Source organism: Bradyrhizobium sp. 190 (assembly GCF_023073415.1).
Lineage (GTDB): Bacteria > Pseudomonadota > Alphaproteobacteria > Rhizobiales > Xanthobacteraceae > Bradyrhizobium.
Window position 1 is genome coordinate 279,065 of record NZ_JADPJL010000062.1, and the last position, 24,607, is coordinate 303,671.

16 protein-coding genes are annotated in these 24,607 nt (G+C 63.4%); 6 read left to right on the top strand and 10 right to left on the bottom strand.

From position 1 onward, the window contains the following. Positions 1–25 precede the first annotated feature (25 nt). Positions 26–1,621 (bottom strand): FAD-binding oxidoreductase, encoded by a 1,596-nt coding sequence (locus tag IVB22_RS30550; protein ID WP_247520865.1) that lies wholly within the window; start codon positions 1,619–1,621, stop codon positions 26–28. Positions 1,622–1,895: 274 nt separating this feature from the next. On the opposite strand from IVB22_RS30550, the gene IVB22_RS30555 reads away from it, so the two are divergent. Beyond that, positions 1,896–2,861: an amidohydrolase family protein gene (locus tag IVB22_RS30555; protein ID WP_247520866.1), complete on the top strand. Its 966-nt coding sequence runs from the start codon at positions 1,896–1,898 to the stop codon at positions 2,859–2,861. Here IVB22_RS30555 and IVB22_RS30560 read toward each other — a convergent pair. From IVB22_RS30560 to IVB22_RS30580, 5 genes are all read right to left on the bottom strand, one after another. Further along, a complete protein-coding gene (locus tag IVB22_RS30560; RefSeq protein WP_247520867.1) occupies positions 2,849–3,757 on the bottom strand; it encodes a methylenetetrahydrofolate reductase in 909 nt (302 codons plus the stop codon). The genes IVB22_RS30555 and IVB22_RS30560 overlap by 13 nt on opposite strands. Before the next feature lie 15 nt (positions 3,758–3,772). Further along, positions 3,773–5,227, bottom strand: a complete 1,455-nt coding sequence (locus IVB22_RS30565; protein WP_247520868.1) for a hypothetical protein — start codon at positions 5,225–5,227, stop codon at positions 3,773–3,775. Positions 5,228–5,333: 106 nt separating this feature from the next. After that, the gene (locus IVB22_RS30570) at positions 5,334–8,456 is read right to left on the bottom strand and encodes an efflux RND transporter permease subunit (RefSeq protein WP_247520869.1); all 3,123 of its coding nucleotides are present in this window, start codon (positions 8,454–8,456) and stop codon (positions 5,334–5,336) included. A 25-nt stretch (positions 8,457–8,481) separates the two neighbouring features. Next, positions 8,482–9,696, bottom strand: coding sequence for an efflux RND transporter periplasmic adaptor subunit (locus IVB22_RS30575; protein WP_374207736.1), 1,215 nt, complete (start codon positions 9,694–9,696; stop codon positions 8,482–8,484). 170 nt (positions 9,697–9,866) lie between these two features. Further along, the gene (locus tag IVB22_RS30580) at positions 9,867–11,261 is read right to left on the bottom strand and encodes a CoA transferase (RefSeq protein ID WP_247520871.1); all 1,395 of its coding nucleotides are present in this window, start codon (positions 11,259–11,261) and stop codon (positions 9,867–9,869) included. 974 nt (positions 11,262–12,235) lie between these two features. Here IVB22_RS30580 and IVB22_RS30585 point away from each other — a divergent pair. The 4 genes from IVB22_RS30585 (at position 12,236) to IVB22_RS30600 (ending at position 15,474) form a co-directional block, all read left to right on the top strand. Beyond that, positions 12,236–13,006, top strand: coding sequence for an SDR family NAD(P)-dependent oxidoreductase (locus IVB22_RS30585; RefSeq protein WP_247520872.1), 771 nt, complete (start codon positions 12,236–12,238; stop codon positions 13,004–13,006). A gap of 309 nt (positions 13,007–13,315) precedes the next feature. Further along, on the top strand, positions 13,316–13,579 hold the full coding sequence (locus tag IVB22_RS30590) for a PilZ domain-containing protein (protein ID WP_247520873.1): 264 nt from the start codon (positions 13,316–13,318) through the stop codon (positions 13,577–13,579). Positions 13,580–13,928: 349 nt separating this feature from the next. Continuing rightward, entirely contained in the window at positions 13,929–14,906 is a 978-nt protein-coding gene (locus tag IVB22_RS30595) for a hypothetical protein (protein WP_247520874.1), read from the top strand. A 100-nt stretch (positions 14,907–15,006) separates the two neighbouring features. Beyond that, on the top strand, positions 15,007–15,474 hold the full coding sequence (locus tag IVB22_RS30600) for an MgtC/SapB family protein (protein WP_247520875.1): 468 nt from the start codon (positions 15,007–15,009) through the stop codon (positions 15,472–15,474). Between the two features lie 814 nt (positions 15,475–16,288). Here IVB22_RS30600 and IVB22_RS30605 read toward each other — a convergent pair. Continuing rightward, positions 16,289–17,275 (bottom strand): AraC family transcriptional regulator, encoded by a 987-nt coding sequence (locus IVB22_RS30605; RefSeq protein ID WP_247520876.1) that lies wholly within the window; start codon positions 17,273–17,275, stop codon positions 16,289–16,291. A 171-nt stretch (positions 17,276–17,446) separates the two neighbouring features. On the opposite strand from IVB22_RS30605, the gene IVB22_RS30610 reads away from it, so the two are divergent. Next, positions 17,447–18,679 (top strand): NAD(P)/FAD-dependent oxidoreductase, encoded by a 1,233-nt coding sequence (locus tag IVB22_RS30610; protein ID WP_247520877.1) that lies wholly within the window; start codon positions 17,447–17,449, stop codon positions 18,677–18,679. Positions 18,680–18,710: 31 nt separating this feature from the next. Here the strand turns inward: IVB22_RS30610 and IVB22_RS30615 are convergent, their stop codons facing one another. From IVB22_RS30615 to IVB22_RS30625, 3 genes are read right to left on the bottom strand one after another with little or no spacing between them, the layout of a single operon-like run. After that, positions 18,711–22,301, bottom strand: a complete 3,591-nt coding sequence (locus tag IVB22_RS30615) for an error-prone DNA polymerase (protein WP_247520878.1) — start codon at positions 22,299–22,301, stop codon at positions 18,711–18,713. Continuing rightward, positions 22,298–23,890: a DNA polymerase Y family protein gene (locus IVB22_RS30620; protein ID WP_247520879.1), complete on the bottom strand. Its 1,593-nt coding sequence runs from the start codon at positions 23,888–23,890 to the stop codon at positions 22,298–22,300. Before IVB22_RS30620 ends, IVB22_RS30615 begins: the two co-directional genes overlap by 4 nt. After that, positions 23,781–24,575, bottom strand: coding sequence for an ImuA family protein (locus tag IVB22_RS30625; RefSeq protein ID WP_247520880.1), 795 nt, complete (start codon positions 24,573–24,575; stop codon positions 23,781–23,783). The genes IVB22_RS30620 and IVB22_RS30625 overlap by 110 nt, the downstream gene beginning before the upstream one ends. Positions 24,576–24,607 lie beyond the last annotated feature (32 nt).

Consider the following 24,607-nt stretch of genomic DNA (forward strand, 5'->3'; position numbering starts at 1 on the left):
TCGCAGGCAATGACGGGAGCAGGCCCTATGACGCGTACTTCTGATAGAACGTATTCGTGAACAATTCCGCCGGATCATACTTCCGCTTCGCCGCGAAGAAGTCGTTGATCTGCGGATATGACCGCTGCAACTGGTCGCGCGAATAATAGAGCTGGTAGGGCAGGAAAAACCGGCCCTTATGCGCGATGGTGAGGTCGATCAGTTCCTCCGTCGCTTTCTTCATTCGCCGATTGCCCTCATCATCGGTGGTCTGGTTGATGTAGAGCACCAGCGAGAACGCCGGTTCGGGCGAATAGGTCAGGAAATTGTTCTCCTGATGCACGACCCGCACCGACGCGTTCAACAGATTGGTCTTGTTGTCGGTCAGCACCTTGCGCATGCCGTCGACAAACGAGACGAACTGGCTGCGCGGGATGAAATATTCGTGCAGGATGTCGGTGTCGTCGGGCAGCGCGTTGCGCAGGTACGGCACGGAATCGTGCATCGGGTCGTTGCGGTTGACGAGACAGGCCTCCGCCGATCCGATCGCCTGCGCCCGCGTCACCGTACAGGTTTCCATCCGGTGCTCGATGTGCTTTTCCGACAACCATTTCATTTCCTGAAACAGCGGGCCCTGCTTGGACAGGTTGATGGTGAGCCGCCGCAGCTTGGTGCCTGAGACCTCGCCGAGCGGTTCGCGTTTGAAATCGGTGCCGTCCACCTTGGTGTAGGTGTAGAGCAGCAATTCCTTCAGGAACGAGCTCGGCGCGGTCGAGAGGTGGCCATACATCAGGCCGATATTGCCGTCCTTCTCGATCTCGCCGGCGAACAGCGCGGGGAATTCCTTGTAGTCCATCATGCGACGCCCGGTCTGGTAGACCAGGTTATCGGCAATATCGAGTTCGGCCTCGACGATGACGCCGAACAGGCCGTAGCCGCCGACCACGAGATTGAACAGATCCGGATTCTCTGTCGCCGACACCGTGCGCAGCGATCCATCAGCCAGCATCACCTTCATCGACTTGATCGACTTCGCGAGCGCGCCGGCCTGATGGTCCATGCCATGGGCATTGACCGAGATCGAGCCGCCGACGGTGAAAATGTCGGTCGACTGCATCGCGCGAACCGCAAAGCGCGGATGCAGCGCGTTCTGGATGTCATGCCAGGTCGCCCCCGGCTGCACCGTGACCGATCGCGAACTCTCGTTGAGCACGATCTTGTTGAAGCCACGCATGTCGAGCACGATGCCGCCCTTGCGGAAGGCGTGCCCGCCCATGCTGTGACGCACGCCGGCGGTCGTCACCGAGAGCTTGTTGTCGCGCGCAAAGGCCAGTGTCTTCGCGATATCTTCGACGCTGCGCACCTCGACCATGCCGTAGATTTCGGTCTTGTTGAGGCAGCTCGCATCATTGATGCTGCCGCCAAGCTGCGACCATTTCAGGTCCTTGAGCGGCGCAATCGCCTTGATCCGCTCCAGATCGATTTTCGCCTGCTCGCCGCCGAAAGCCGGCCCGCAATCCTTTTCCCCGGAGGGATCGGCCGCCAGCGCCTGAAGCTTGCGATAGCTGTAGACGCCTAGCAACACGACGACCACGGCAGCGACTGACGCGCCGGTTTTGAACTTTTGTGAAAATTTTCGCATGAACTGATTCCAGGAGATGGGAGATATTCCGGGCGGGCGGATGATTAGTCAAATCGGAGCGCCTTCCGGTTCGATAGACCGGCTGCGTTACCGAACAGATAACTCAATGCAGCCAGACGGCGAGCGCCCTTCCCGCACCTCACTTCTACCGATAATCTGCTGATCGCACCGCAGGCGAAGCAACGCCCGGCGCCGAGGAGGAGCGCTGAAGTCGATGGGCACGACGCCCTGTCCGCACACCAACAATCAACAACATTATCCGGGGAGAACACCAATGCTGACGCGACGCAGTATGATGCTTGCCTCCATCGCCGCCGGAGTGCTCATGAACAACAGAACCGCCTCCGCCAAAGCGGCCCAGCCAGCGACGCCGGTGAATTTCGACGTGCCCGCAGGCGCCTGCGACTGCCACACCCATATCCATCCGGACCCCGAGAAATTCCCGTTCTTCTCGGGCCGCGTCTATACGCCCGAACTGGCCTCTCCGGAGGAGATGACCGCCCTGCACAAGGCGCTGCGCATGGAGCGCGTGGTGATCGTCACGCCCTCGATCTACGGCACCGACAACTCGGCCACGCTGTTCGGCATGGCGGCGCGGGGACCGACCGCGCGCGGGGTTGCCGTGATCGACGACAAGACCTCGGAGAGCGATCTCGACCTGATGGGCAAGGCCGGCATTCGCGGCGTCCGCCTCAATCTCGCAACCGGCGGCGTCAATGATCTGAGTGTCGCCAGGCCACGCTTCACGACCGCCGTCGAGCGCATGAAGGCGCGTGGCTGGCATGTGCAGCTCTATACCAATCTGGCGATGATCACCGCGATCAAGGATCTGGTCATGACCTCGCCGGTGCCGGTCGTGTTCGATCATTTCGGCGGCGCACAGGCGGCCCTCGGCGTCGAGCAGCCCGGCTTTGCCGATCTCGTGGATCTCGTCAAATCGGGCAAGGCCCATGTGAAGATTTCCGGCGCCTACCGCGCCTCGAAGCTCGGGCCCGACTATGCCGATTGCATTCCGCTCGCGCAGTCGCTGATCGCGGCCAACCCCGACCGCATCGTCTGGGGCACAGACTGGCCGCACCCGAACTCGGTCACGCCTGCCGACAAGAAGATCACCGACGTCACGCCGCTGTTCCAGATCGACGACGGACGGCTGTTGAACCAGCTTCCGGTGTGGGCGCCAGACGCGGCGATCCGCAAGAAGATCCTGGTCGACAATCCGGCGCAGCTTTACGGGTTCTGAAGCCCGGCGCTCGACATCGCGGCCCGCTCAAATGCGAGCGGGCCGCGGTCGTAGGTTCGCAACCAGCCGCCGGCCTTGCGCAGGCCGCCGAACGGGAACAGGTGAAATCCCACAATCGGCGCCGTCGCGGCCGGAGGCGCGCAGCGCAATCCCCTGACGACGTCGTCCGGCCCGGTATCCGTCAGCAGGCGGCCGAACCGACCGATCTGGGCCCGCAGCGCGCGCATGGAATTGCCGATGCCGCAGCGGAGCGCGAATTTTGTCAATGTCGCCGGCGTCGCAGGCCCGGCAAGGCCGACGATGACAGGCAGATCGATGCCGGCGCGATCCATTTCAGCAATCCATTGCAGGATCGGAGCGCTCTCGAAGCAGAATTGCGTGACGACGTCCACGCGCGCGCCTGTCCGCCGTCCCCAATCGCGCCAAGCTTTAAGCCCGTTCAGCGCGTCCGGCAGTTCGAGGAACGGATGGCCTTCGGGATGCCCCGCCACGCTGACGGCCGTGATCCCGTGCGCCTCTATTGATCCGCTCGCACAGACATCGAGTGTCGACTTGAATGGCCCCCTTGCGGCGGCGACGTCGCCCGCGATCAGGACAATGCGCGTGACGTCAGCCTCGCCCCGCGCCCGCGCCAGGAAATCGTCGAGCGCATCGCGCGAGGCCATTTCGCGCGCCGCGATATGGAGCACCGGATTGTAGCCGGCGCGGCGCAGCGCCGTAGCTGTTTCGACATTGTGGCGATAATGGTCGCCGGGCAGGAACGTGATGGTGACGTCGATGCCTGCAGCGAAATGGTCACGCAGTTCCGCGATCTGATGCCCGCGCGAGGAGATTTCGACTGATGCCGACGACAGCAACGTGGCCAGCCTGGGAGATGACTGATCGGAGACGGTCACGGGCGCCTCCCAAGATCATGCCGGCGCGCGGCGGCGCGAGATCACGTAGGTTTCATCGTTGAACCACAGGCCGCCATGCTTCTTCAGCACGCGGTCGGTGGCTTCGAGGTAGCGGCCGCCGCGGACCACCTCCGACAACCTGTTGTCCTCGATCTGCGCCACGTAGATCGCGGCGTTCCAGGCCGCGAACAGCGTCGACGTCCCGATCGGTCCGCTGACTTCGTCCGGGAGCGTGTGCATGCGATAGCGGAAGATCGAGCGCGCGTCGGAGGATGCGTTGAAATTGTAATGCCGCGCGGCCGCGCCAAGCTCGTGCTTGACCTGGCGCAGGATGGCGTAGCGGTCGGTCTTGAAGGGATCATCGCCCGGCCAGACCTGGTCGATGATCTCGATGCCGGGATCCCTGCCGTGCGAATGGATGCCGATCAGCCGCCCGCCCGGCCGCAGCGACTTGACCAGCGGCGTCACCACCTTCGACGCCTTGAACTCGACGCTCGCCCGCGCCCGGTAGGGTTGCGAGGCAATGACCAGATCGTAGTCCGCCATCACCCGCCCCGGCCGCGGCATGATCGGGTCGAGCAGGAACGAATGATCCTCGCGCCGCAGCGTCAGGATGACCGGGCGCTGGTACACCGGATTGCCGGTGGTCGGGCTGATCCCCGCCCGCCAGTTCTCGGCGAGGAAGCCTTCGAGTTCGCCGATCTGCTCGGCGAAGCCGTGCGCGGTGTTGCCGGTCAGCGTGACGTCCTTCCAGATCAGGCCTTGCGCAGATGTCACCGAGCGCGGCGTCAGCCATGGCGCCTCGGCGTAGTAGAGATTGGTCACGACCAGCACGGTCGCGGGATGCTCGAACAGGCGGTCCGCCATCTTCTCCAACATCAGGCGGACGTCTTCGTAGCTGATCTCCTTCGCCACGACATAGAGCGGCATCGTGGGGAAGCGCGCATGCACCGCCCGCATCACCCGCGACAGCACGGTGCCGTCGCCGACGCCGGCATCGAAGATGCGAAGCGCCGGCGGCGCCGGCTGCAGGTTGCCGAGCTCGAGCGAGATACGATTCCCAACCTCGGTCTTCTCGCTGCAGGTCGAGACGAACAGCAGGTATTTTTGGCGATTGTCGAAGAACCGGAAGCCCGGCGGCGCGACGGCGTTGGCGGCGGCCGTGCCGTTCAGCGGTTTGGCTGAAGGCGACGGCTGGCCTTCCGCTGCGGTCGAAGCGGGCCGGTGTTCGGCGAGATACGCGCGGACCTTGTCGAGCGTGCCGGTCGTGATCCGGGCGCCGTCGCGCAGCCGCGACACCAGCTTGCCGTCGTTGACCACCAGCCGTCCGAAGGTGGACTCCGCCGTCTGCGTCTCGCGACAGAAGGCTCGGATTTCTCCGAGAATCTGCTCGGCCGTCGGCGCCGATTTCGCCGGCTGCGCGTGGCCGTTCTGCCCGCCGTTCGATCCCTGGCTTTCCTCGATCCGCATGGTGTTCTCCCGCGGTTGTCCCCTGCCGACATCTGGGGACGGCCACCGGATTGCGTCAACCACAAACCGAGTGGGCAGGAAACATGGGCATGTGCCCACAGCGCATCTACCGCGCCCGGCGCGAGAACACCGAGATCAGCACCGGCAGCGTCACCAGGATCACGATCGGCGCCAGCATCATGCCGGTGACGACCACGATCGCCAGTGGCTTTTGCACCTGCGAACCGATCCCCTCCGAGAGCGCCGCCGGCAACAGCCCGACACCCGCCACCACGCAGGTCATGAGCACCGGCCGCAATTGCAGTTCGCCGGCGCGGATCACCGCCCGCATCCGCTCATAACCTTCGTCGATGAGCTGATTGTACTGCGACAGGATGATGATGCCGTCCATCACGGCGATACCGAACAGCGCGATGAAGCCGATCGCCGCCGACACACTGAAGGGGATGCCGGTAATTAGCAGACCGAGCACACCGCCGAAGATCGCCATCGGGATCACGCTCATGGCCAGCAGGGTGTCGACGATGGAGCCGAAATTGAAGAACAGCAGCACGCCAATGAGCGCAAGGCTGATCGGCACCACGATCGACAGCCGCTTGATGGCGTCCTGCAGGTTGCCGAACTCGCCGACCCATTCGACCCGCGAGCCCGGCGGCAACTGGACTTGAGCTGCGACCTTTTCCTGCGCTTCCTGGATCGCGCTGCCGAGGTCGCGGTTGCGCACCGAAAACTTGATCGGCAGATAGCGTTCCTGCTGTTCGCGGTAGATATAGGCGGCGCCCGAGATCAGGTTGATCGAGGCGACCTCGCTGAGCGGGATCTGGGTGATCGTGCCGCCCTGCCCTGCCACGCCGATCCGCAGGTTATGGATAGCTTCGGCACTCTTGCGGTATTCCGGCGCGAGGCGAACGATGATCGGGAAATGCCGGTCGCTGCCGGGTTCATAGAGATCGCCGGCGCTGTCGCCGCCGACCGCGACCTTGATGGTGGCGTTGATATCGCCGGGTGACAGGCCATAGCGGGCGGCACGGGCGCGATCGATGTCGATCTGAATGGTCGGCTGGCCAAGCGAGGTGAACACTGCAAGGTCGGTGACGCCCTGCACGGTGCTCAGCACGGATTTGATCTTGTTGGCCGTATCCGTCAGCGCCTGCAGATCGTTGCCGTAGAGCTTGATCGAGTTCTCGCCCTTGACGCCCGAGACGGCCTCCGAGACGTTATCCTGCAGATATTGCGAGAAGTTGAATTCGACGCCCGGGAATTTGTCCTGCAGTTGTCCCAGTAGCTGCGCGGTCAGTTCGTCCTTGTCGCGGGTATCAGGCCATTCGCTGTTGGGCCTTAGCGGCGCGAAGAACTCCGCATTGAAGAGACCTGCGGCGTCGGTGCCGTCGTCGGGGCGTCCGTGCTGCGACACCACCGATTCCACCTCGGGACGCGCACGGATCATCTTGCGCATCTCGTTGACGTACGCGTTGCCTTCCTGCAGCGAAATGGTCGGCGGCAGCGTGGCGCGGATCCACAAATTGCCTTCTTCCAGCTTGGGCAGGAATTCCAGCCCCAGCAGCCGCGCGAACACGATGGTCAGCACCACGAGACCCGCGGCGCCGGTCAGGACGATCTTGCGGTTCGCGACCGCCCATTTCAGCACCGGCACATAAAGCCGGTCGAGCTTTTTCACGACCCAGGTTTCGGCCTCTTCCAGATGCGACGGCAGGATGATCGCGCTCAGCGCGGGCGTCACGGTGAACGTCGCGAGCAATCCGCCCGCCAGCGCGTAGGCATAGGTCCGCGCCATCGGGCCGAAGATATTGCCTTCGACGCCACTCAGCGTGAACAGCGGCAGGAAGGCGGCGATGATGATGGCGGCGGCGAAGAAGATCGAGCGCGACACGTCGGCCGAAGCCGACATGATAGCGTGGCTCTTCATTCCCATCGTGGTGTCGAAGGAGATATGGCTGCGCTCGGCTTCGGACAGCGCGGTGGTTTGAGTGAGCCGGCGGAAGATCGCCTCCACCATGATCACGGTGGCATCGACGATCAGGCCGAAATCGATCGCGCCGACCGACAGCAGATTGGCGGATTCGCCCCTCAGCACCAGGATGATGACGGCGAAAAACAGCGCGAACGGGATCGTCGCGCCGACGATCAGCGCGCTGCGGAGATCGCCAAGGAATAGCCACTGCAACAGCACGATCAGGATGATGCCAACCACCATGTTGTGCAGCACCGTGTGCGTGGTGATGTCGATCAGATCCTTGCGGTCGTAGATGCGCTCGATCTTCACGCCGGGCGGCAGGATCGAGGAATGGTTGATCTCGTGGACGAGCTTTTCGACCCGGGCAATGGTCGGCGAACTCTGCTCGCCGCGCCGCATCAGCACGATGCCCTGCACGATGTCGTCGTCCTGGTCGAGGCCGGCGATGCCGAGCCGCGGCTTCTCGCCGATCGTGACATGCGCGATGTCGCGGACCAGCACCGGATTGCCGCCCGACTGCGACACCATGGTGTTGCTGAGGTCGTCGATCGAGCGGATCAGGCCGACGCCGCGCACCACGGCGGATTGCGCGCCGATGTTGACGGTGTTGCCGCCGACATTGATGTTGGCGTTGGAAACAGCCTGCAGCACCTGCGGCAACGTCAGTCCGTTGGCAACCAGTCTGTTGAAATCGACCTGCAGCTCGTAGGTCTTGGTCTTGCCGCCCCAGCCGGTAACGTCGACGACGCCGGGCACCGCGCGGAAGCGGCGCTGCAATACCCAGTCCTGCAGCGTCTTGAGGTCGAGCACGCTGTAGTTCGGCGGTCCCTTCAGCCGGTAGCGGAAGATTTCGCCGGTCGGGCTCAGCGGCGAAATGCCCGGCTGCGCATTCCCCGGCAACGGCGCGAGCTGCGACAGCCGGTTCAACACCTGCTGCAGCGCCTCTTCATAGGTGTAGTCGAACGAGAACTGCAGTTTGACGTCGGACAATCCGTACAGCGAGATGGTTCTGATAGTGCGCAGGTTCTTGATGCCGGCGACCTGGGTCTCGATCGGGATCGTGATGTAGCGCTCGATCTCTTCCGACGACAGGCCCGGGCTCTGCGTCACGATGTCGACCATCGGCGGGGTCGGATCGGGATAGGCCTCGATGTTGAGCTGCTTGAACGCGATCAGGCCGCCGACCAGCACGGCTATGAACATGCCGACCATCAAATAACGGCGGCTGACTGCTAGGGCAACCAGGCGATCCATTCAGACCGGAGCTTTCAATGAGGGGTCAGCTGCCGGACGCGGCGCGGTCGATGAATAGCGCACCCTTGGTGACGATCTGCTCGCCGGGCCTGAGATTGCCGACCACCTCGACGAGATCGCCGTTGGTGAGGCCAGGCTTGATCTGACGCAATTCAATCGTCTTGTCCGCATGCGCGACCCAGATCCGGACCTGATCGCCTTCATAGATCAACGCCTGCTTCGGCACGCCGACCGCCGGACGGTCGCCCGCCGAATAGATCGTGACGTTGGCGAACATTTCCGGCTTGAGGGTGCCGTTCTTGTTGTCGATGGTGGCGCGCACCAGCAGCCGCCGCGTCGCAGGATCGATCGCCGTGGCGACGTAGTTGATCCGCGCCGAAAGCGAGCGGCTCGGCAGCGCCAGCACATTGAAGGTCACGTCCTGTCCGATCGCGACGTTCGCGCAATCGCTTTCGCGGACGAAGGCCGTCATCCAGACGGTGGAGAGGTCGCCGATCACGTAGACGGGGTCGCTGGCGCCAGCGTTCACATATTGGCCCGGGCCGATCTTGCGCTGGACCACGGTGCCGGCGATCGGCGCGAAGATGGTGGTCTCCGGATTGATGCGGCCCTTTTCCTGGAAGGTCGCGATGTCGTCGTCGGTGAGGCCGAGAATGCGCAATTTGTTGCGCGCCGCCTGCATCGCCGTTTCCGATGAGCGCATGTCGTTTTGCGCCTGGATCAGCGTCGCCTGGCTCTGCTGATAATCCTTCAGCGGAACGGCCTTGCCCTCAAACAGGTCCTTGGCGCGGGCTCCTTGCAACTGCGCAAGTTCGAGTGCGGACTTCGCCTTGTTCATGGCGCTCATCGCCGCAATGAAATCGTTTTGCGCCTGAACATTGTCGGCGGCCTCGATCACGAACAGCGGCTGGCCCTTGACGACGCTGTCGCCCGGCTTGGCCAGCAGCTTGGTGACGCGGCCTGCATAGGGCGAGAACACCGGCGTCGAGCGATCTTCGTCGATCGCGATCTTGCCTTCGGTGACGTGCTCGGCGCGGAAGCCGCGTTCGGCGACGGGTTGAATGGTCAGGCTGGCCCATTCGGCGGGGCTCGGCGTGTAGCGCTGCAATCCCTTGCGGGACTGGCTCGAGACTTCCGAGTGCCCGCGCTTAGCGCCGCCGACATAGGTGGCGGCGTAAACGGCCCCGCCGGCCAGCGCCAAAAGCGCTGCCGCCACCGCCCATCGCCGGGGGCTAACCATTCGCAATCGCTGGGAAAAATCGTTGAACATATGGCCGGGAACTCAGCGACAATTTGTCTCACCCCGCCTAATAGTGCCCAATTGGCGTCTCGCACAACCCTAAAAATGCAAATGGCATTGGCGGGTGAGGTTAAAGTTTGAAAAGGCAGGCTCGACCGTCACCTGAATCCCTATTCGCGTGCCGGCCATTGCGGCGGGTGGCTGCCGAGCGGCATCGCCGGGCGGGCCCAGAATGCCGGAGTTTTCGACAAAACCGCAGAATGCCTGACCGCCCGCAGCGCACCGAAGCCTGAGCTAGCCTCCTCGATAAAGGGCCTCACGATCTCCCCCGTAAGATCACGGGTATTGAGGCCGTCGGCGACCCGGCCGAGATTCCACAGCCAGCGTCCGGTCTGCGCCAGCGACACCTGGACGTGCCAGCTTCCGCCTTCACGCGCCTGACGCGCTTTGGCCTTCATGGCGCCGAACGCCATGAAGTAACCGGTAGCGTGATCGAGCATCTGTGCGGGCAATTCCTTCGGTCCATCGACGCCGGCGGCCTGCCCCTCGGCATGGTTGAATCCGGTCGCGGTCTGCACCAGCGAGTCGAAGCCGCGGCGCTCGGCCCACGGCCCCGCGGCACCATAGGCCGACAGCGTGACATAAATGATGCCGGGATTGATGCGTGCGGCATCTTCCGGCGAGAACCCGAGACCGGCGATCGCGCGCGGCCGGTAGCCTTGCGAAAAAATATCCGCCGCGGCCAACAGTTCGCGCAACACGCCCCGTCCCTGCTCGTCTTTGAGTTCGATGAAACTCGTCAGCTTGCCGCGGCCGGTGTCGATGGTGAGCCACGGGATCGCCGGCAGGTTGGGGCTGGAGATCAGCAGCACGTCGGCGCCATGCGTGGCGAGCGTGCGCCCCGCCACCGGACCCGCGATCACCCGCGACAGATCGAGCACGCGAATGCCTGCGAGCGGCCGGTCGCCTCCGGGCCACGGCTTTGGCGGCGCTTCGTCGATCTTCGTGATTGAGATCAGCGGCAATCCGGCAAGCGCCTTGGCATGCGGCGTCGCCGACCACCGGTCATGGGAGCGCATGAAGGCGACGACGCCGCCGCCGGCATTAGCCGCGGACTCGAACGCCTCGCCGTCCCATTGCATCAGCGCGGCCTGAACTTCGTCGCGCTCCGGCTTGCAGTTCAGCGCCGTGCAGACGGCGTCGCGGTGATGAGGAAAATTGGTGTGCAGGCGCACGAAGCCATCGCGCGTCTTGTAGACGCCGGCGATCGCGTCCCAGGCCGGCGGCGGCGGATTGCCGTCGACGCGCAGATAGCGTTCGCTCCGGCATTCGACCACGGCATGGCGCATATCGACCGCGACGTCCTGCGCCTGCCCGCTGCGCATTTTCCAGATCTCGGCTGCCGCCAGTCCGGTCGCGGCGACGCCGACCTGTGCGGCGGCAGCGACGCGAAACGAGGATGGCAATTGCGGTTCGTCGCCGGTCAGCGTGAGCGCGTCGAGCGCGGAAGCTTCGCCGCCGGTGGAGGTCCAGATATCGGAGAGGATTTCGCGGGGGCTTTGCATCGGCGTGTCTCTTCCGTCCTAGCTAGCATCGCAGCGTAGCCCGGATGGAGCGTAGCGCAATCCGGGTAGAGCGATCCGCTTGGCAATATCTTCCCGGATTTCGCTTGCGCTCCATCCGGGCTACGGATTCCAGGGGCACCGTTTCCTCCCCGTCATTGCCCGTAGGATGGGTGGAGCGAAGCGATACCCATCAATGCCGGTGCGTGTGGCGATGGGTATCGCTTCGCTCCACCCATTCTACGACATAACTTCGCGTTCTCGCGGCGCTGATCGCCCGAGGTTTGCATCTTCGTTGCCCTCTTCGAAATCAGAGGGCGCAGGGAAGACCGGGTGCTTGCTGCACCCGCGGTCTCGCGTGCGATTTGCGCAAACAAAAGTGCACACGAGCATACAGGGCAGCGGGAGCATTCCGGCCTTCCCTGCGCAATGGCTTTACGGCTTACTTCGTGCTCTTCCCGGAGAACGGCTCTTTTGCCTCCGTCGCCACGAGAGAAGCTTCGCTTCTCCCGGACTTAGCGCCAGCACCGCGGCGCCCGAACCACACGACTTCGCCGTACGCGTCAGGCGCGTACGTCTATCGCGCCCTCAGCGTCCATCGCATCTCACCGCACGTTCGTGACGATGGCCAACGCCCCTCATCCGCCGTGAGACGGGCGGAGTTATGCCGGTGATTTGCCCTGCGCGTTAAGCGGAATATTTTTGCGAAAAGGGCTGGACAGGTTTTGACTGATTTGCCCGTCGTGCCAATTGGTCGCAGTCGCTACATGAAATTGCGCTTGTACGCGAAGCAAATCAGTTCGCGTAGGGTGGGCAAAGCCAACGGGTCGCGCGAATGCGCGCCCGATGACAGGCTCCGCGTGCCCACCATTTCACAGCGCGATCGGTGATAGATGGTGGGCACGGCGCAAGTGCGCCTTTGCCCACCCTACGAAGTGGGCGCTACAATGCGGCGGAATCACATAAGGAAAAACAAGATGGACTTGGGTTTGAAGGGCAGAAACGCCATCGTGCTCGGCGGCACGCGCGGGATCGGACGGGCGATTGCGGAGACGCTGGCGGGCGAAGGTTCAGGCGTCGCCGTCTGCGCCCGCAACGCGGATCAGGTCGCCGGCACCGTTGCAGAGTTGAAAGCGATGGGCGTGAAGGCAACCGGTGCGTCCGTGGATATCACCGACGCCGCCGCATTGAAGTCGTGGATATCAGGCGTCGCGCAGGAGCTCGGCAGCCTCGACATGCTGTTTTCGAACGCCGGCGCGATGGCACAGGGCGGCGATGCCGCCTCATGGGAGCAGAATTTCCGGCTCGACGTGCTCGGCGCAGTCAACGCGTTCGAGGCCGCGCGTCCCTTCCTCGAAGCCGGCGGCGAGAAGACCGGCGACGCGGCCTTTGTCATTATCTCGTCGGTTTCGGCGGCGCAGGCGGATAGCGCCAGCTCATACGGCCCGATCAAGGCGGCGCTGATCCACATGGCCAAGGGACTGGCGCGGCAATACGCGGCAAAGAAAATCCGCGTCAACGTGGTGTCGCCGGGCACGGTCTATTTCAGCGGCGGCATCTGGAACATGGTCGAGCAGAACATGCCGAAGCGCTATCAGGATGCGCTGGCGCGCAACCCCACCGGCCGCATGGCGACGCCGCAGGAAATCGCCAACGCGGCGGTATTCCTGGCGAGCCCGGCCTCCTCCTTCACGACGGGTTCGAACCTCGTTGTCGACGGCGCGATCTCGAACCGGGTGAATTTCTGAGAGCGTTGTGTAGGGTGGGCAAAGGCGCGCTTGCGCCGTGCCCACCAATTCGCGGCAAGCAAGATGGTGGGCACGCGGAGCCTGTCATCGGGCGCGCATTCGCGCGACCCGTTGGCTTTGCCCACCCTACGATTCCTAAAATCTGACATTGCAGAGGGCCGCGGCAAGGTTGCGAGAACTCGCCTTACAACTCGCGAAGCAAACCGGTAAATTTGAAACGATAAACTAAGGGAACTTTACGAAATTGCGTTCACTCTAATGGCCTGTTTCGAAGACCCAGACGACTGGGTCCAACGACGGATGGGCAGGATGATTGTCGACGAGCAAAGAACAAAGGTGCAGCGGCGCGAGCTGCGCAAACGGCCGACATGGATGACGATCGACAACGGGATGACGAAGATTCAATGCTTCGTCCTGGACGTCTCGCCGGGCGGCGCCAAGATCGCGACCGATACTGCGCTGGACGTCAGAGACAGCTTTGAATTGGCGCTGGTGCCCGAACATACGACGCGCCAGTCGTGCGAAGTGGTCTGGCGACGGGGCAAGACTTACGGCGTGAAATTCCTGCCCTGAGATTCTGATCGAATTCCGTCTCCATCATGGCCGGGCTAAAGCGCGAAGCGCGTCTTCGCGCTAGATGTCCCGGCCATCCACGTCTTTCTATCCAAGTGAAGAAGACGTGGATGCCCGGCACGAGGCCGGGCATGACGAATTCGCGGTGAGACCGCGCTTCATTGCCCGCATTTTGAGCCACCCTAAGATCGGCCGGACCTAGTTGGCTCGACCGAATCGGCTGCCGACATCGCCCCCGGGGGCGACCCCCGCGCCCCTTCTCTACGTCCCCTCCGACATACGTGATTGGCCTCGACGTATGACTGTATTATTACAGACAGATGTCAATTCGATTACGGCGGAGCGCGAAATGAGTTTGGAATGGCAGGCGCGGTCAGGTTCCCTGGCCTGGTCTAATCCCGTGTCCTGGTGGTGGGGCCTTCTGACGCTGGTGAGCGGCGTCAATATCGCCGTCTGGTTCGTGCTGTATCGCGAGCTTCCGCTCCAGCCGGCCGGCGCTGCCGGCAGCGCATTTGGTATCGGGGCCATGCTGCTCTTCTGTGCGGCCTATGTTTTCGGCTGCGCCTTCCGGTCGTTTTTGCCGCGCGCCGATGTTCAGCGGATCTGCCTGTTCGACACCTGGTGGTCGAGCGTTCTGGTCGGGCGGACGGTGGCGACCGTGGCCGAGATCTGTTTTGTCGCGCAATGGGCGATTCTCCTGCACCAGCTCGGCACGATGACCGGGGCGGAAACGACCGTGAACGCCGCGTGGGTGATCGTACCTCTGATCCTGATCGCGGAATGCCTCTCATGGTATGCGGTGCTGACCAGAAACTATCTCGGCAACGCCATCGAAAATTCGCTGTGGGCGGTTGCCTTCTTCATCATCGGCGTAGGTCTTTGCCGCCTGCTGCCGGAATTCCATGGTGCGGTTCGCGTGGTGCTGGCCATAGCCATCGCAGGCATTGCGGGCTTCCTGGCGTTTCTCATGACGATCGACGTCCCGATGTACCTGAACCGCTGGCGAACCGGCGATGCCGATGGCGACAAGCGCCTGACGCCGCGCGAGGGCCTGCGCGACGTGAGCACGCGCTGGGTGGTGACGCACGACCTTGCCGAGTGGAAGGACGAGATTGCCTGGATGTCGCTTTATTTCAGCCTGGCAGTCTGGTCGAGCCTCGCGCTGTGCGTCTTCTACTCGCTCGAAAATCATCTGCCGCAGTATCGGACCGGGGCAGCGATCGTGAGCGTGTCGACTGACGCAGTGGCCGGTCATGGTGCCAACGGCGCCGTGCCGGCCGTGAACATTTCCGCGGCAGATGCGTTGAGGAAGAACGCGGCGCCGTAGCTCCATCGCGGTTGCCCGCTCTGAAGCCTTAGCTTCGCGTGGTCGCGCGACGGCGCTCGTTTATCGCGGGCGTGGGCTTTGGTTTCACGGGGGGCTGGCTTTGGACAGATTTCAGATAGGCATTCATTTTCTGACGCTGGCGGCGGCCTTCGCGCTCGCCGTACCAATCGGGTGGGATCGTGAAAAGCGGGCGCGAAGCGCGGGCTTGCGCACCTTTCCGCTGGTCGCCATGGCAAGCTGCGGGTTCGTGCAGGCCAGCGAGCAACTGATGGCGAGTTCTCCCGACGGCATGTCGAAAGTCATCGAAGGCGTGATCACCGGGATCGGCTTCATCGGCGGCGGCGCGATCCTCAAGCACGGCACTACCGTGCAGGGCACGGCGACGGCTGCGAGCCTGTGGGCCACCGGTGCGATCGGCGTTTCCGTCGGGCTCGGCAGCTACGACGTCGCGGTGACGGTCGCGGTGTTCACGTTCCTGACGCTGAGGCTGCTGACGCTGGTCAAGGATGAAGACGACCTTAAGGACGATGGCGAGAGCGAGCGCAAGACCGATACTAAGTCGGATTGAGCCAAGGTTGGATTATACCGGGACTGGTCGCCAAAGCATCAAGCCGGCAGGAGCCATCCGACGGATACGATACACAACAGTCACCGCAACGTGAGGCCGTTTCGCCGCTCGCTGCCCGCATGAAATATTCCGCGCCTCGCGCGAAGCCATTTTCTCGACCGAGGAAGAAATCCCGAAACGATAGCGTCGTAACGTGATCCTCTGATCAGACAGTGGAGTCGATCATGTGGAACCTCATCGAGATACTTTACCGGGAATATTGCCGGGCTCGGCTGCAGGAGATGCGCAGGTTCAGCCTTTCTCGCTGAAGCTTAGTGCCTCTTCCGTTCCGATGGAATCGGAACGAGGCCCTAAATTTTTAATTTGACGCGTTTTCTTGACGCGAACCGGTCCCCACTTCGCTGGAAAACGCTCTAATGAAGCGCGCGCAATCTGTCGCAGCCGGCATTTAGGGTTCCTGTGATTTGCCGGCTTGCGGTGAACCGAAATCAGGAATCATCTTGTCGGACGGAGTTCGAAGGAGAAGGTTATGCAGCCATCGACAGACGATCTGCTGATACGCCAAATCAGTGCGCTGATATCTGCGACCGCCGATGCAGCGTCCACCAGCAGGGAACACGCCCCGTTCGTGGAGGCAAGGCTATACGAATCCCTGGCTGCACATTGCGCCGAAAAGCAAAGGCTCGCAGCTGCATTTGCCAGAAGTGGCGCCGGAAAGACGCGACGCGGATTGATCTACTGGTAGATCGGAAACCGGCGGATCAGGGATCGCGCCACAGAGGTCTTCCCACGGGGATACCTTTTTTGCTTCCCTTCACGCCGTGCCCGAGGGAATGAGGTCCGATCGGGCGCACGATCGCCTGAACTGTCCCGGCGGAACGCCGAACTCGCGCTTGAACGCCCGATTGAATGCCGCCTCCGAGTCATAGCCGACTTCGGACGCCACCTGTATCACCGGCTCCCGCGTGGTTTGCAGCATCCTGGCCGCGAGTTGCAATCGCCAGCGCGCAAGATAGGTCAGTGGCGGCTCGCCAAGAATCCGGGAGAACCTCTCGGCAAGGACTGAGCGCGAAACGCCGGTCTCGGCGGCAAGCTGCTCCACGGTCCAATGACGACAGGGCTTTCGGTGCAGCAGCGCCAGTGCACCGCCGACGACCGGATCCCGCGCACCCGCAAGCCAGCCGGTCTGCTTCGGCGGCAACGCCTCCATATAGCGGCGAATGGTTTCGATGAAGAGCGCTTCCGCCATCTTGGAGAGCAGGACCGCCTGTCCCGGCCGCGCTGATCCAGCCTCAGAGACCAGATGGCGAACCGAGCTCTCCAGCCATTCGCCGGCCGGGTCGCCGCGCAGGTTGATCTTGATCATCAACGGCAGGCCGGCAAGGAAGAGCCGATCGGCATGACGTTCGCAGCCGAAATAGCCGCAGACGAATTGGGTCAGCTCGCCGTCGCCACCCAATCGCATTGTCGTCAATTCGCCCGCCAGAAAACTGCCGAGCGAAGCCCCACTGTCAATGAAGGCCGAAGGCGAGCCGTTCGAGACGGTGTGGGCATCGCCGTGGGGAATGATGAGTATATCGCCCGCTGTGACAGGGATGTCCGCTTCGCCCGGGAAGCACACGACCGCCTTGCCGTGGGTGACCAGATGATAGCTGACCAGCCGCTCGGTTCCGGGGGCTAGCACGTGGGCAACGTCTTCCAGCGGCGGCACCCGGAACCCCCAGGGAGCCGTGCACTCCGCGTGATAGAAGATGGCGCCGGTCATGCGCACGGACGCCAGCGCCTCCGATAGAGCATCCATTTCCGTGCTCCGTCGACCTTGGACCCCTGAACAACCTGCAAAGAACCACGGAGTTTCGGCAAAGTTGGGACTTCGGCTTCCCGCTAAACTCGAATGCATGGGTCGGGCCGCCGCGATCGGTCAGCCTGGCTGCCGTGAACCGGCGCGGAACAACCTTGCAAGGAGATTCCGATGGACAAGGCATTCGACGCGATCGTCATGGGCGCGCGCTGCGCCGGCTCGCCAACCGCAATGTTGCTGGCGCGCAAGGGGTACCGCGTGCTGGCGGTCGACCGCGCGTCATTCCCGAGCGACACCGTCTCGACCCATCTCGTGCATCCCCGCGCTGTGAATGCGCTATCGCGATGGGGGCTGCTCGACCGGCTGGTGGCGACCGGATGCCCGCCGATCCATACCTACGCGTTCGACTTTGGCCCATTCACCATTGCCGGCGCCCCCGGCACCGACAAGGATCCCGTTGCCTACTGCCCGCGGCGGACGATCCTCGACAAACTGCTGGTCGATGCCGCCGCCGAATCCGGCGCGGAGATCCGTCAGGGTTTTGTCGTCGAGGAGATCATGATCGAAGGCGAGCGCGTCGTCGGCATCAAGGGTCGATCGAAGCAAGGCGGCACTGTCACGGAATATGCCGATGTTGTCGTCGGTGCTGACGGCCGACACTCGATGCTGAGCGAGGCGGTACATCCCGAGCATTACCGCGAGAAGCCGCCACTGTGCGCGGGTTACTACAGTTATTGGAGAGGCATACCCACCGACGGCCGCTTTGAGGTCTATATCCGCGACAGGCGTGCATTTGCGGCAATGCCGACCCACGACGACCTGACGCTTGTCATTGCCGGATGGCCTTACGCAGAGTTTACGGAAAACAGGAAGGATATCGAGGGCAATTATTTGAAAGCCATCGAACAGGCGCCGGACTTTGCCGAGCGGTTGCGTAACGCAACACGCGAAGCACCGTTCGCCGGCGCGGCGGTGCCGAACTATTTTCGCAAGCCTTACGGCCCCGGCTGGGCTCTCGTGGGAGACGCCGGCTATAACAGGGACTTCATAACCGCACAGGGAATTCTCGATGCATTCCGGGACGCCGAACTCTGCGCCACGGCAATCGACCAATCATTGTCCGGCGCGCGGCCATTCGAGGAGGCCATGGGTGAGTACCAGCGCATACGCGACGCCGACGTTGGAGCGATGTACGATTTCACCTGCGACCTCGCAACGCTCGAACCGCCGCCACCCGAGCTGCAACGGATCCTTGGCGCGGGTCACGGCAATCAGGCAGCCATGGACGGCTTTGCGCGCATGAACGCCGGAACGATATCGCCGACGGAATTTTTCGCGCCGGAGAATGTCGAGGCGATCTTTGCTGCGGCGGCCGAGAAAACGCAGAGGATGAGTGCATCGTGATACTCCGATGGCCACAACAGAAGAAATCGGCTCAATGAAAATCCCGTGACGGCGGCAGGATGCGGACGTCGCGCGGGTGGCGGATTTTCTGCGCGGGATTGTCCGGGTGATCGCGGCGGTCGTCGTTGAGCGGCTCGATCAGCGCGGGGCCTGCCGGTACCGGGTATTTGCGGCCGGGTGCATCGTTGGCGAGGCCGATCAGGTCGTGGGAGCGGTCGAACATCCGCTGCGCCACCAGATGCGTCACCTGTTCGGGGCTGCTCTGGATATAGCCCTCGACCAGAATGAGGCGGGCGCCCATCACTTCTTTCCGATACTGCTCCATCACCTTGGGCCACACCACGATATTGGCGATGCCGGTTTCGTCCTCGAGCGTCATGAACACGACGCCCTTGGCGCTACCCGGGCGCTGCCGCACCAGCACCACGCCGGCGCAGCTGATACGGCGCTTGTCGTTTCTGTGGTTGACGTCCTTGCAGGCGACGACGCGCTCTCTCGTAAACCTCTCGCGCAAGAATTCCATCGGGTGCCCCTTCAGCGACAGCCGGACCGTCTGGTAATCGGCGACCACCTGCTCCGGCAGCGGCATTTCGGGCAGCGGCTTTGCATTCTCGTCGGGCTGCTCGCGGGCGACCGCGGCCTCGAACAGCGGCAGCGGCACGTCGTCGGGCAGCCGCCGCACCGCCCACAGTGCCGCGCGGCGGTCGAGCCCGATGGAGCGGAAGGCGTCGGCATCGGCCAAGAGGATCAGCGCGCGTTTCGGTAAGCCCGTGTCGCGGGCGAATTCTTCCAGCGAGGTGAAGGGGCGGCGGTTGCGGGCGGCGACGATGCGGTCGGCCCAGTCTGTAGTCACCTCTCCCGCTTGCGGGGGTCGAGACGAGCGAAGCTCGCTCTTAGGTCGCATCGCATCTGCGATGCGGGTGGGGGAAACTCTCTCCACACGAACAGTGTGACTCGCGGAGACACCCCCACCCCGACCCTCCCCCGCAAGCGGGAGAGGGAGCACTGTCCCCGTGCGGTTGGCTAAATGGGATTCTACCTTTAACGCATCCCGGAATGATGCTTGAAGTTGCTTCAGCCTCTCCTCATCCGCATCGACCCAGTGAAACCCGTCGATCTGGCGGAAGCCGAGACGGACGGCGCAGTACTTACCCTCCCCCTGCTCCAGCGTGTTCTGCGCAAAGCTATAAGACACATCGATCTCGCGCACCTCGACACCGTTCTTGCGGGCGTCGCCGACGATCTGCGCGGGCGCGTAAAAGCCCATTGGCTGCGAATTCAACAGCCCGCAGCAGAACGCATCGGGATGGTAATGCTTCAACCATGACGAGACATAGACGAGCTGGGCGAAGCTTGCTGCGTGGCTTTCCGGAAAGCCGTAGGAGCCAAAACCCTTGATCTGCTCGAAGCAGTTTCTGGCAAATTCCGGCGCATAGCCGCGCGCGATCATGTTGCCGATCATCTTGTCTTCGAACTTGCCGATGGTGCCGACATTGCGGAACGTCGCCATGGCGCGGCGCAGCCCGTTGGCCTCTTCCGGCGTGAACCTGGCGGCCTCGATCGCGATCCGCATCGCCTGCTCCTGGAACAGCGGCACGCCGAGCGTCTTGTGCAGCACCTTGTAGAGCTCATCCGGGTCGCCCTGCCCAGGCGCCGGCGAGGGATAGCTCACCTGCTCGATCTTGTTTCGTCGGCGCAAATAGGGATGCACCATATCGCCCTGGATCGGGCCCGGGCGCACGATCGCGACTTCGATCACGAGATCATAGAACGTCCGCGGCTTGAGCCGCGGCAGCATGTTCATCTGTGCGCGGCTCTCGACCTGGAACACGCCGAGTGACTCGCCCCGCTGCAACATCTGATAAACTTCGTCGTCGTCTTCCGATTTGATGTCGGCCAGCTCGTAACGCCGGCCCTTGTGATCGGCGATCAGGTCAAAGCATTTGCGGATGCAGGTCAGCATGCCCAGCGCCAGCACGTCGACCTTCATCATGCTGAGCGCGTCGACGTCATCCTTGTCCCATTCGATGAAGGTGCGGTCGTCCATCGCGGCATTGCCGATCGGCACATAGGTGTCGAGCCGGTCCTGGGTCAGCACATAGCCGCCGACATGCTGCGACAGGTGGCGGGGGAATTCGATCAGCTCGGTGGCGAGTTCGACCGCGAGCTCGACCATCGCATTCTGGGGGTCCAGCCCGGCCTGGCGGACCTGCATCTCGTTGAGGCCCTTGCCCCAGCTTCCCCACACGGTGTCGGCGAGCGCCGCAGTGACGTCCTCGGTCAGCCCCAGCGCCTTGCCGACATCGCGGATTGCGCTGCGCGGACGATAATGGATGACGGTGGCGATGATCGCTGCGCGGTGGCGGCCGTAGCGGCGGTAGACATATTGCATCACCTCCTCGCGCCGCGAGTGTTCGAAATCGACGTCGATGTCGGGCGGCTCCAGCCGCTCCTTGGAAATGAACCGCTCGAACAGCAGATCGACCTTGGTCGGGTCGACCGAGGTGATGCCGAGCACGTAGCAGACCGCGGAATTGGCCGCCGATCCCCGGCCCTGGCACAGGATGTTCTGGCTGCGCGCGTAATGCACGATGTCGTGCACGGTCAGGAAATAATGCGCGTATTTCAGTTCGGCGATCAGCGCGAGCTCTTTCCGCAAGGTGGCGTGAAGCGTCTCAGAGATCTCGCCGCCGAAATATTTGTCGACTCCGGCCCAGGTGAGATCTTCGAGATGCTGCTGCGCGGTCTTGCCCGGCGGCACCGGCTCGTCCGGATACTGGTATTTGAGCTGGTCAAGCGAAAACGAAATGCGGCCGGCAAAGCGCATGGTTTCTGCAATCGCCTCGGGGATATCCCGAAACAGCCGCGCCATCTCGCGGGGCGGTTTCAGGTAACGCTCGGCATTGGCTTCGAGCCGCCGGCCGATGGCATCGATGGTGGTCTTCTCTCTGATACAGGTGAGCACGTCCTGTAGCCGACGGCGGGCGGGATGATGGTACAGCACCTCATTGGTCGCCAGCAGCGGGACCTTTGCGGCGAGCGCCAAGCGATGCAGCCCCGCGAGACGACGTCTGTCGTCGCCGCGGTAAAGCAGGCTCGCGGCAAGCCAGACGCCATCGGCGCGGCTGTCCTTCAACCGCTTCAGAATTTTCTGCGCGTTCTCGGCATCGAAGCGGTGCGGCAGCGCCAGCACCAGAAGCTGGCCCTCGGCGAATTCAAGCAGATCATCAAACCTCAGATGGCATTCGCCCTTCTCGATCCGCGTGATGTCGTCGCCGCGCTTGCCGCGGGTAAGTAACTGGCAAAGCCGACCATAGGCGGCGCGGTCGCGCGGATAGATCAGAATGTCGGGCGTGCCGTCGATGAAGACGAGGCGCGTGCCGATCAGGAGCTTTGGCTTGTGCTTGACCTCGGGATTATCCAGTTCCTTGTACGCGCGCACCACACCGGCCAGCGTGTTGTGGTCGGCGATGCCGATGACGGGAATGCCGAGCTCGCTGGCCTGATGCACATAGGCACGCGGATCCGAGCCGCCGCGCAGGAACGAGAAATTGGTGGTGATGCCGATTTCGGCATAACCGGGCGCTGCCGCAACGCGCGCAATATTTACCGGGCCGTTCATGCGAATAGCCCGTGCACGAACCATCTGACCGGAACGGCCTCGCCTTCCGCATCTGCCGGTTCGCTCTCATAGAGCCCATCGCGAAAGATCCAGAAGCGCAAGCCGGCGTCATCCTCGATGCGAAAATAATCCCGCGTCGGGCCATCGCCGTTCTGTTTCCACCATTCCATGGCGATCCGTTCGGGTCCTTCCACCCGCACCACCGCGTGCGTCACGCGGCGCCAGGTGAACTGATGCGGCGGGCCGTCGGGCACGGCTGCAAACGGCACTTTGATCGGCTCCGGCTTGTCGAACAGGCGCAACGGCCGTAGCGGCGGTTCGCTTTCGATGCGCTCCGGCCATGCCGCCTGTGCCGCGGCGGCCAGATGATGCTGCGCTGCTACGGCCAACACGGCGCTTTCAGGGATGTGGGTATCCTGCGGCAGGTGCACGACGACGCGCTTGCCCCCGATGCGCGCGGCGATGCGGTCGATCAGTGCGGCCAGTTCGTCATTGTCATGGATGTTGGCGTCGAGATCGCGCTGCTGCTGGACCACGATCTCGGTGCGGCTGGCGGACAGGCGAATGAGATCGAAGCCGAAGCCGGGATCGAGGGGGTCGTTGAGCGCATCGAGCCGCTCGCGGAACAGGCGGTCGATCATATCAGCTTTCGTCACCGGACGGCCGGTATCGACTGCAATTGTGCGCACCGCGCCGTCGGTACGAAAAAAACTTGCTTCCAGCCGCCGCGCGCCCTTGCCCTGCTTGTCCATCGCCGTGACCAGCATGCTGGCCAGCGCGGACAGGTTCATCGCGATCACGGTGTCGGTGGCGACCGGATCGGGAAAGCGTTTCTCGACGATGTAATCCGGCAGCGGTTTGCGCGGGCTGATCGGCGCATCGCCCTGCCCCAGCGCCTGTTCCAATAGCGTCGTAAAGCCTGCGCCGAATCGCGCGGTGATTTCGTGGCGGCCGCGGGAGACGACGTCGCCGATGGTTTTCAGGCCGGCACGGCGCAGGCCACCGGTGATGGGGTCACCGGCGCCGAGCGCAGATACCGGCAGCGGACTGACGGCCGCGGCTTCCTCACCATCGGCAATGATCTTTCCGGAAGCCTGGCGCGTCAGCGTCCGGGCGCAGATTGAGGTGCTCGCGATCGCGGCGCTGACGGCAAAGCCGCGCCGGCTAAATGCACCGCTCACGATCTGCAGCAGCGCGCGCTCGCCGCCGAACAGATGGGCGCAGCCGGTGATGTCGAGATAGAGCCCATGCGGCGGATCGAGCGCCACCAATGGGGTGAAGCGGTCGCACCAGTCGGCGATGTCTTCGAGCGTCTTGCGGTCGGCGATCTCGTCGGCATCGAACACGGTCAATTCGGGGCAGATCGCGCGAGCATTGGCGAGCGGCAGGCCGATCGACAGGCCGGCGCGAACGGCCAGATCATCGAGCGCGTAAATCAGAATGGCGTTGTGCTGCTTGGCGACGACGACGCTGGGTGTTTTATCCAGCGCGTCGCCGTTCTGTAAAAGCTTGCGCTTGATGCGGTCGATGGGCAGGCGTGGCAGCCACAGGCTGAGGATACGCCGCCGGTTCACTGAAGAGGCACTCATCACATTTCCATTCCATGATCCACCGGCCGACCGGGCCATGACGGTTACGAACGAGCTGCGCGTCGAACACGGGCGCGCCCCAGGCGTGCCAAGGGACTGACGGCGGCGAATGCGCCGCGCGCACGATCCATCTGGTTTCCGCGGTCGAGGGCCGCGGCTCCGCAGCCACCCGCAGCAGTAGCGCAGTGACGCCGGAGGCTTGCGCGGCCAGCGTGAGCTTGCGGCTGGCGACGAGATCGAGCTGGCGCGCCTGCCCCCAGACTTCCAGCACGACGGCGCCGAGCGCATCGCAGGCCAGCGCGTCGGCAGCGGTCCGCAATGCGGCGTCGGTGTCAGGCGCGCGTACCGTCACGAGCAGCCGCGGATCGAGACCCAGCTCGCACAGCCCGCTCATCGACAGCGCGCCGGATTCAATTTCCGAAAAATCCTGCCGCACCCAGACCAGCGGCCGGCGCGGCGACACCCTTCCCGCCAGCCCTGCGATGAAGCCCGTTGCCGCCGCGCTCTGATGGCCCTCGGCGAACACTTCGTGCACCACTGCTGCCGCAAGCCCACCGCACAGCACAGCATCCGCTGCCGCATGGCCGAGCGCGACCTTGTTGAGATCATGCGCATCGCCATGCGCTTCGAGCCGTTGGATGCTCCCGCGCAAATTCGCAAGCGTGCTTGTGCGTGCGGTGCTCATGCGCCGCTCCTTAAGGAAATTTGGCCTTACCG

Excerpts from the sequence above, each read along its gene's own strand:
- IVB22_RS30570 (WP_247520869.1), bottom strand. The coding sequence starts at position 8,456 with ATGGATCGCCTGGTTGCCCTAGCAGTCAGCCGCCGTTATTTGATGGTC.
- IVB22_RS30590 (WP_247520873.1), top strand. The coding sequence starts at position 13,316 with ATGATTGTCGACGAGCAAAGAACAAAGGTGCAGCGGCGCGAGCTGCGC.
- IVB22_RS30550 (WP_247520865.1), bottom strand. The coding sequence starts at position 1,621 with ATGCGAAAATTTTCACAAAAGTTCAAAACCGGCGCGTCAGTCGCTGCC.
- IVB22_RS30585 (WP_247520872.1), top strand. The coding sequence starts at position 12,236 with ATGGACTTGGGTTTGAAGGGCAGAAACGCCATCGTGCTCGGCGGCACG.
- IVB22_RS30625 (WP_247520880.1), bottom strand. The coding sequence starts at position 24,575 with ATGAGCACCGCACGCACAAGCACGCTTGCGAATTTGCGCGGGAGCATC.
- IVB22_RS30575 (WP_374207736.1), bottom strand. The coding sequence starts at position 9,696 with ATGGTTAGCCCCCGGCGATGGGCGGTGGCGGCAGCGCTTTTGGCGCTG.
- IVB22_RS30605 (WP_247520876.1), bottom strand. The coding sequence starts at position 17,275 with ATGGATGCTCTATCGGAGGCGCTGGCGTCCGTGCGCATGACCGGCGCC.
- IVB22_RS30580 (WP_247520871.1), bottom strand. The coding sequence starts at position 11,261 with ATGCAAAGCCCCCGCGAAATCCTCTCCGATATCTGGACCTCCACCGGC.
- IVB22_RS30615 (WP_247520878.1), bottom strand. The coding sequence starts at position 22,301 with ATGAACGGCCCGGTAAATATTGCGCGCGTTGCGGCAGCGCCCGGTTAT.
- IVB22_RS30610 (WP_247520877.1), top strand. The coding sequence starts at position 17,447 with ATGGACAAGGCATTCGACGCGATCGTCATGGGCGCGCGCTGCGCCGGC.
- IVB22_RS30555 (WP_247520866.1), top strand. The coding sequence starts at position 1,896 with ATGCTGACGCGACGCAGTATGATGCTTGCCTCCATCGCCGCCGGAGTG.
- IVB22_RS30620 (WP_247520879.1), bottom strand. The coding sequence starts at position 23,890 with ATGAGTGCCTCTTCAGTGAACCGGCGGCGTATCCTCAGCCTGTGGCTG.
- IVB22_RS30595 (WP_247520874.1), top strand. The coding sequence starts at position 13,929 with ATGAGTTTGGAATGGCAGGCGCGGTCAGGTTCCCTGGCCTGGTCTAAT.
- IVB22_RS30565 (WP_247520868.1), bottom strand. The coding sequence starts at position 5,227 with ATGCGGATCGAGGAAAGCCAGGGATCGAACGGCGGGCAGAACGGCCAC.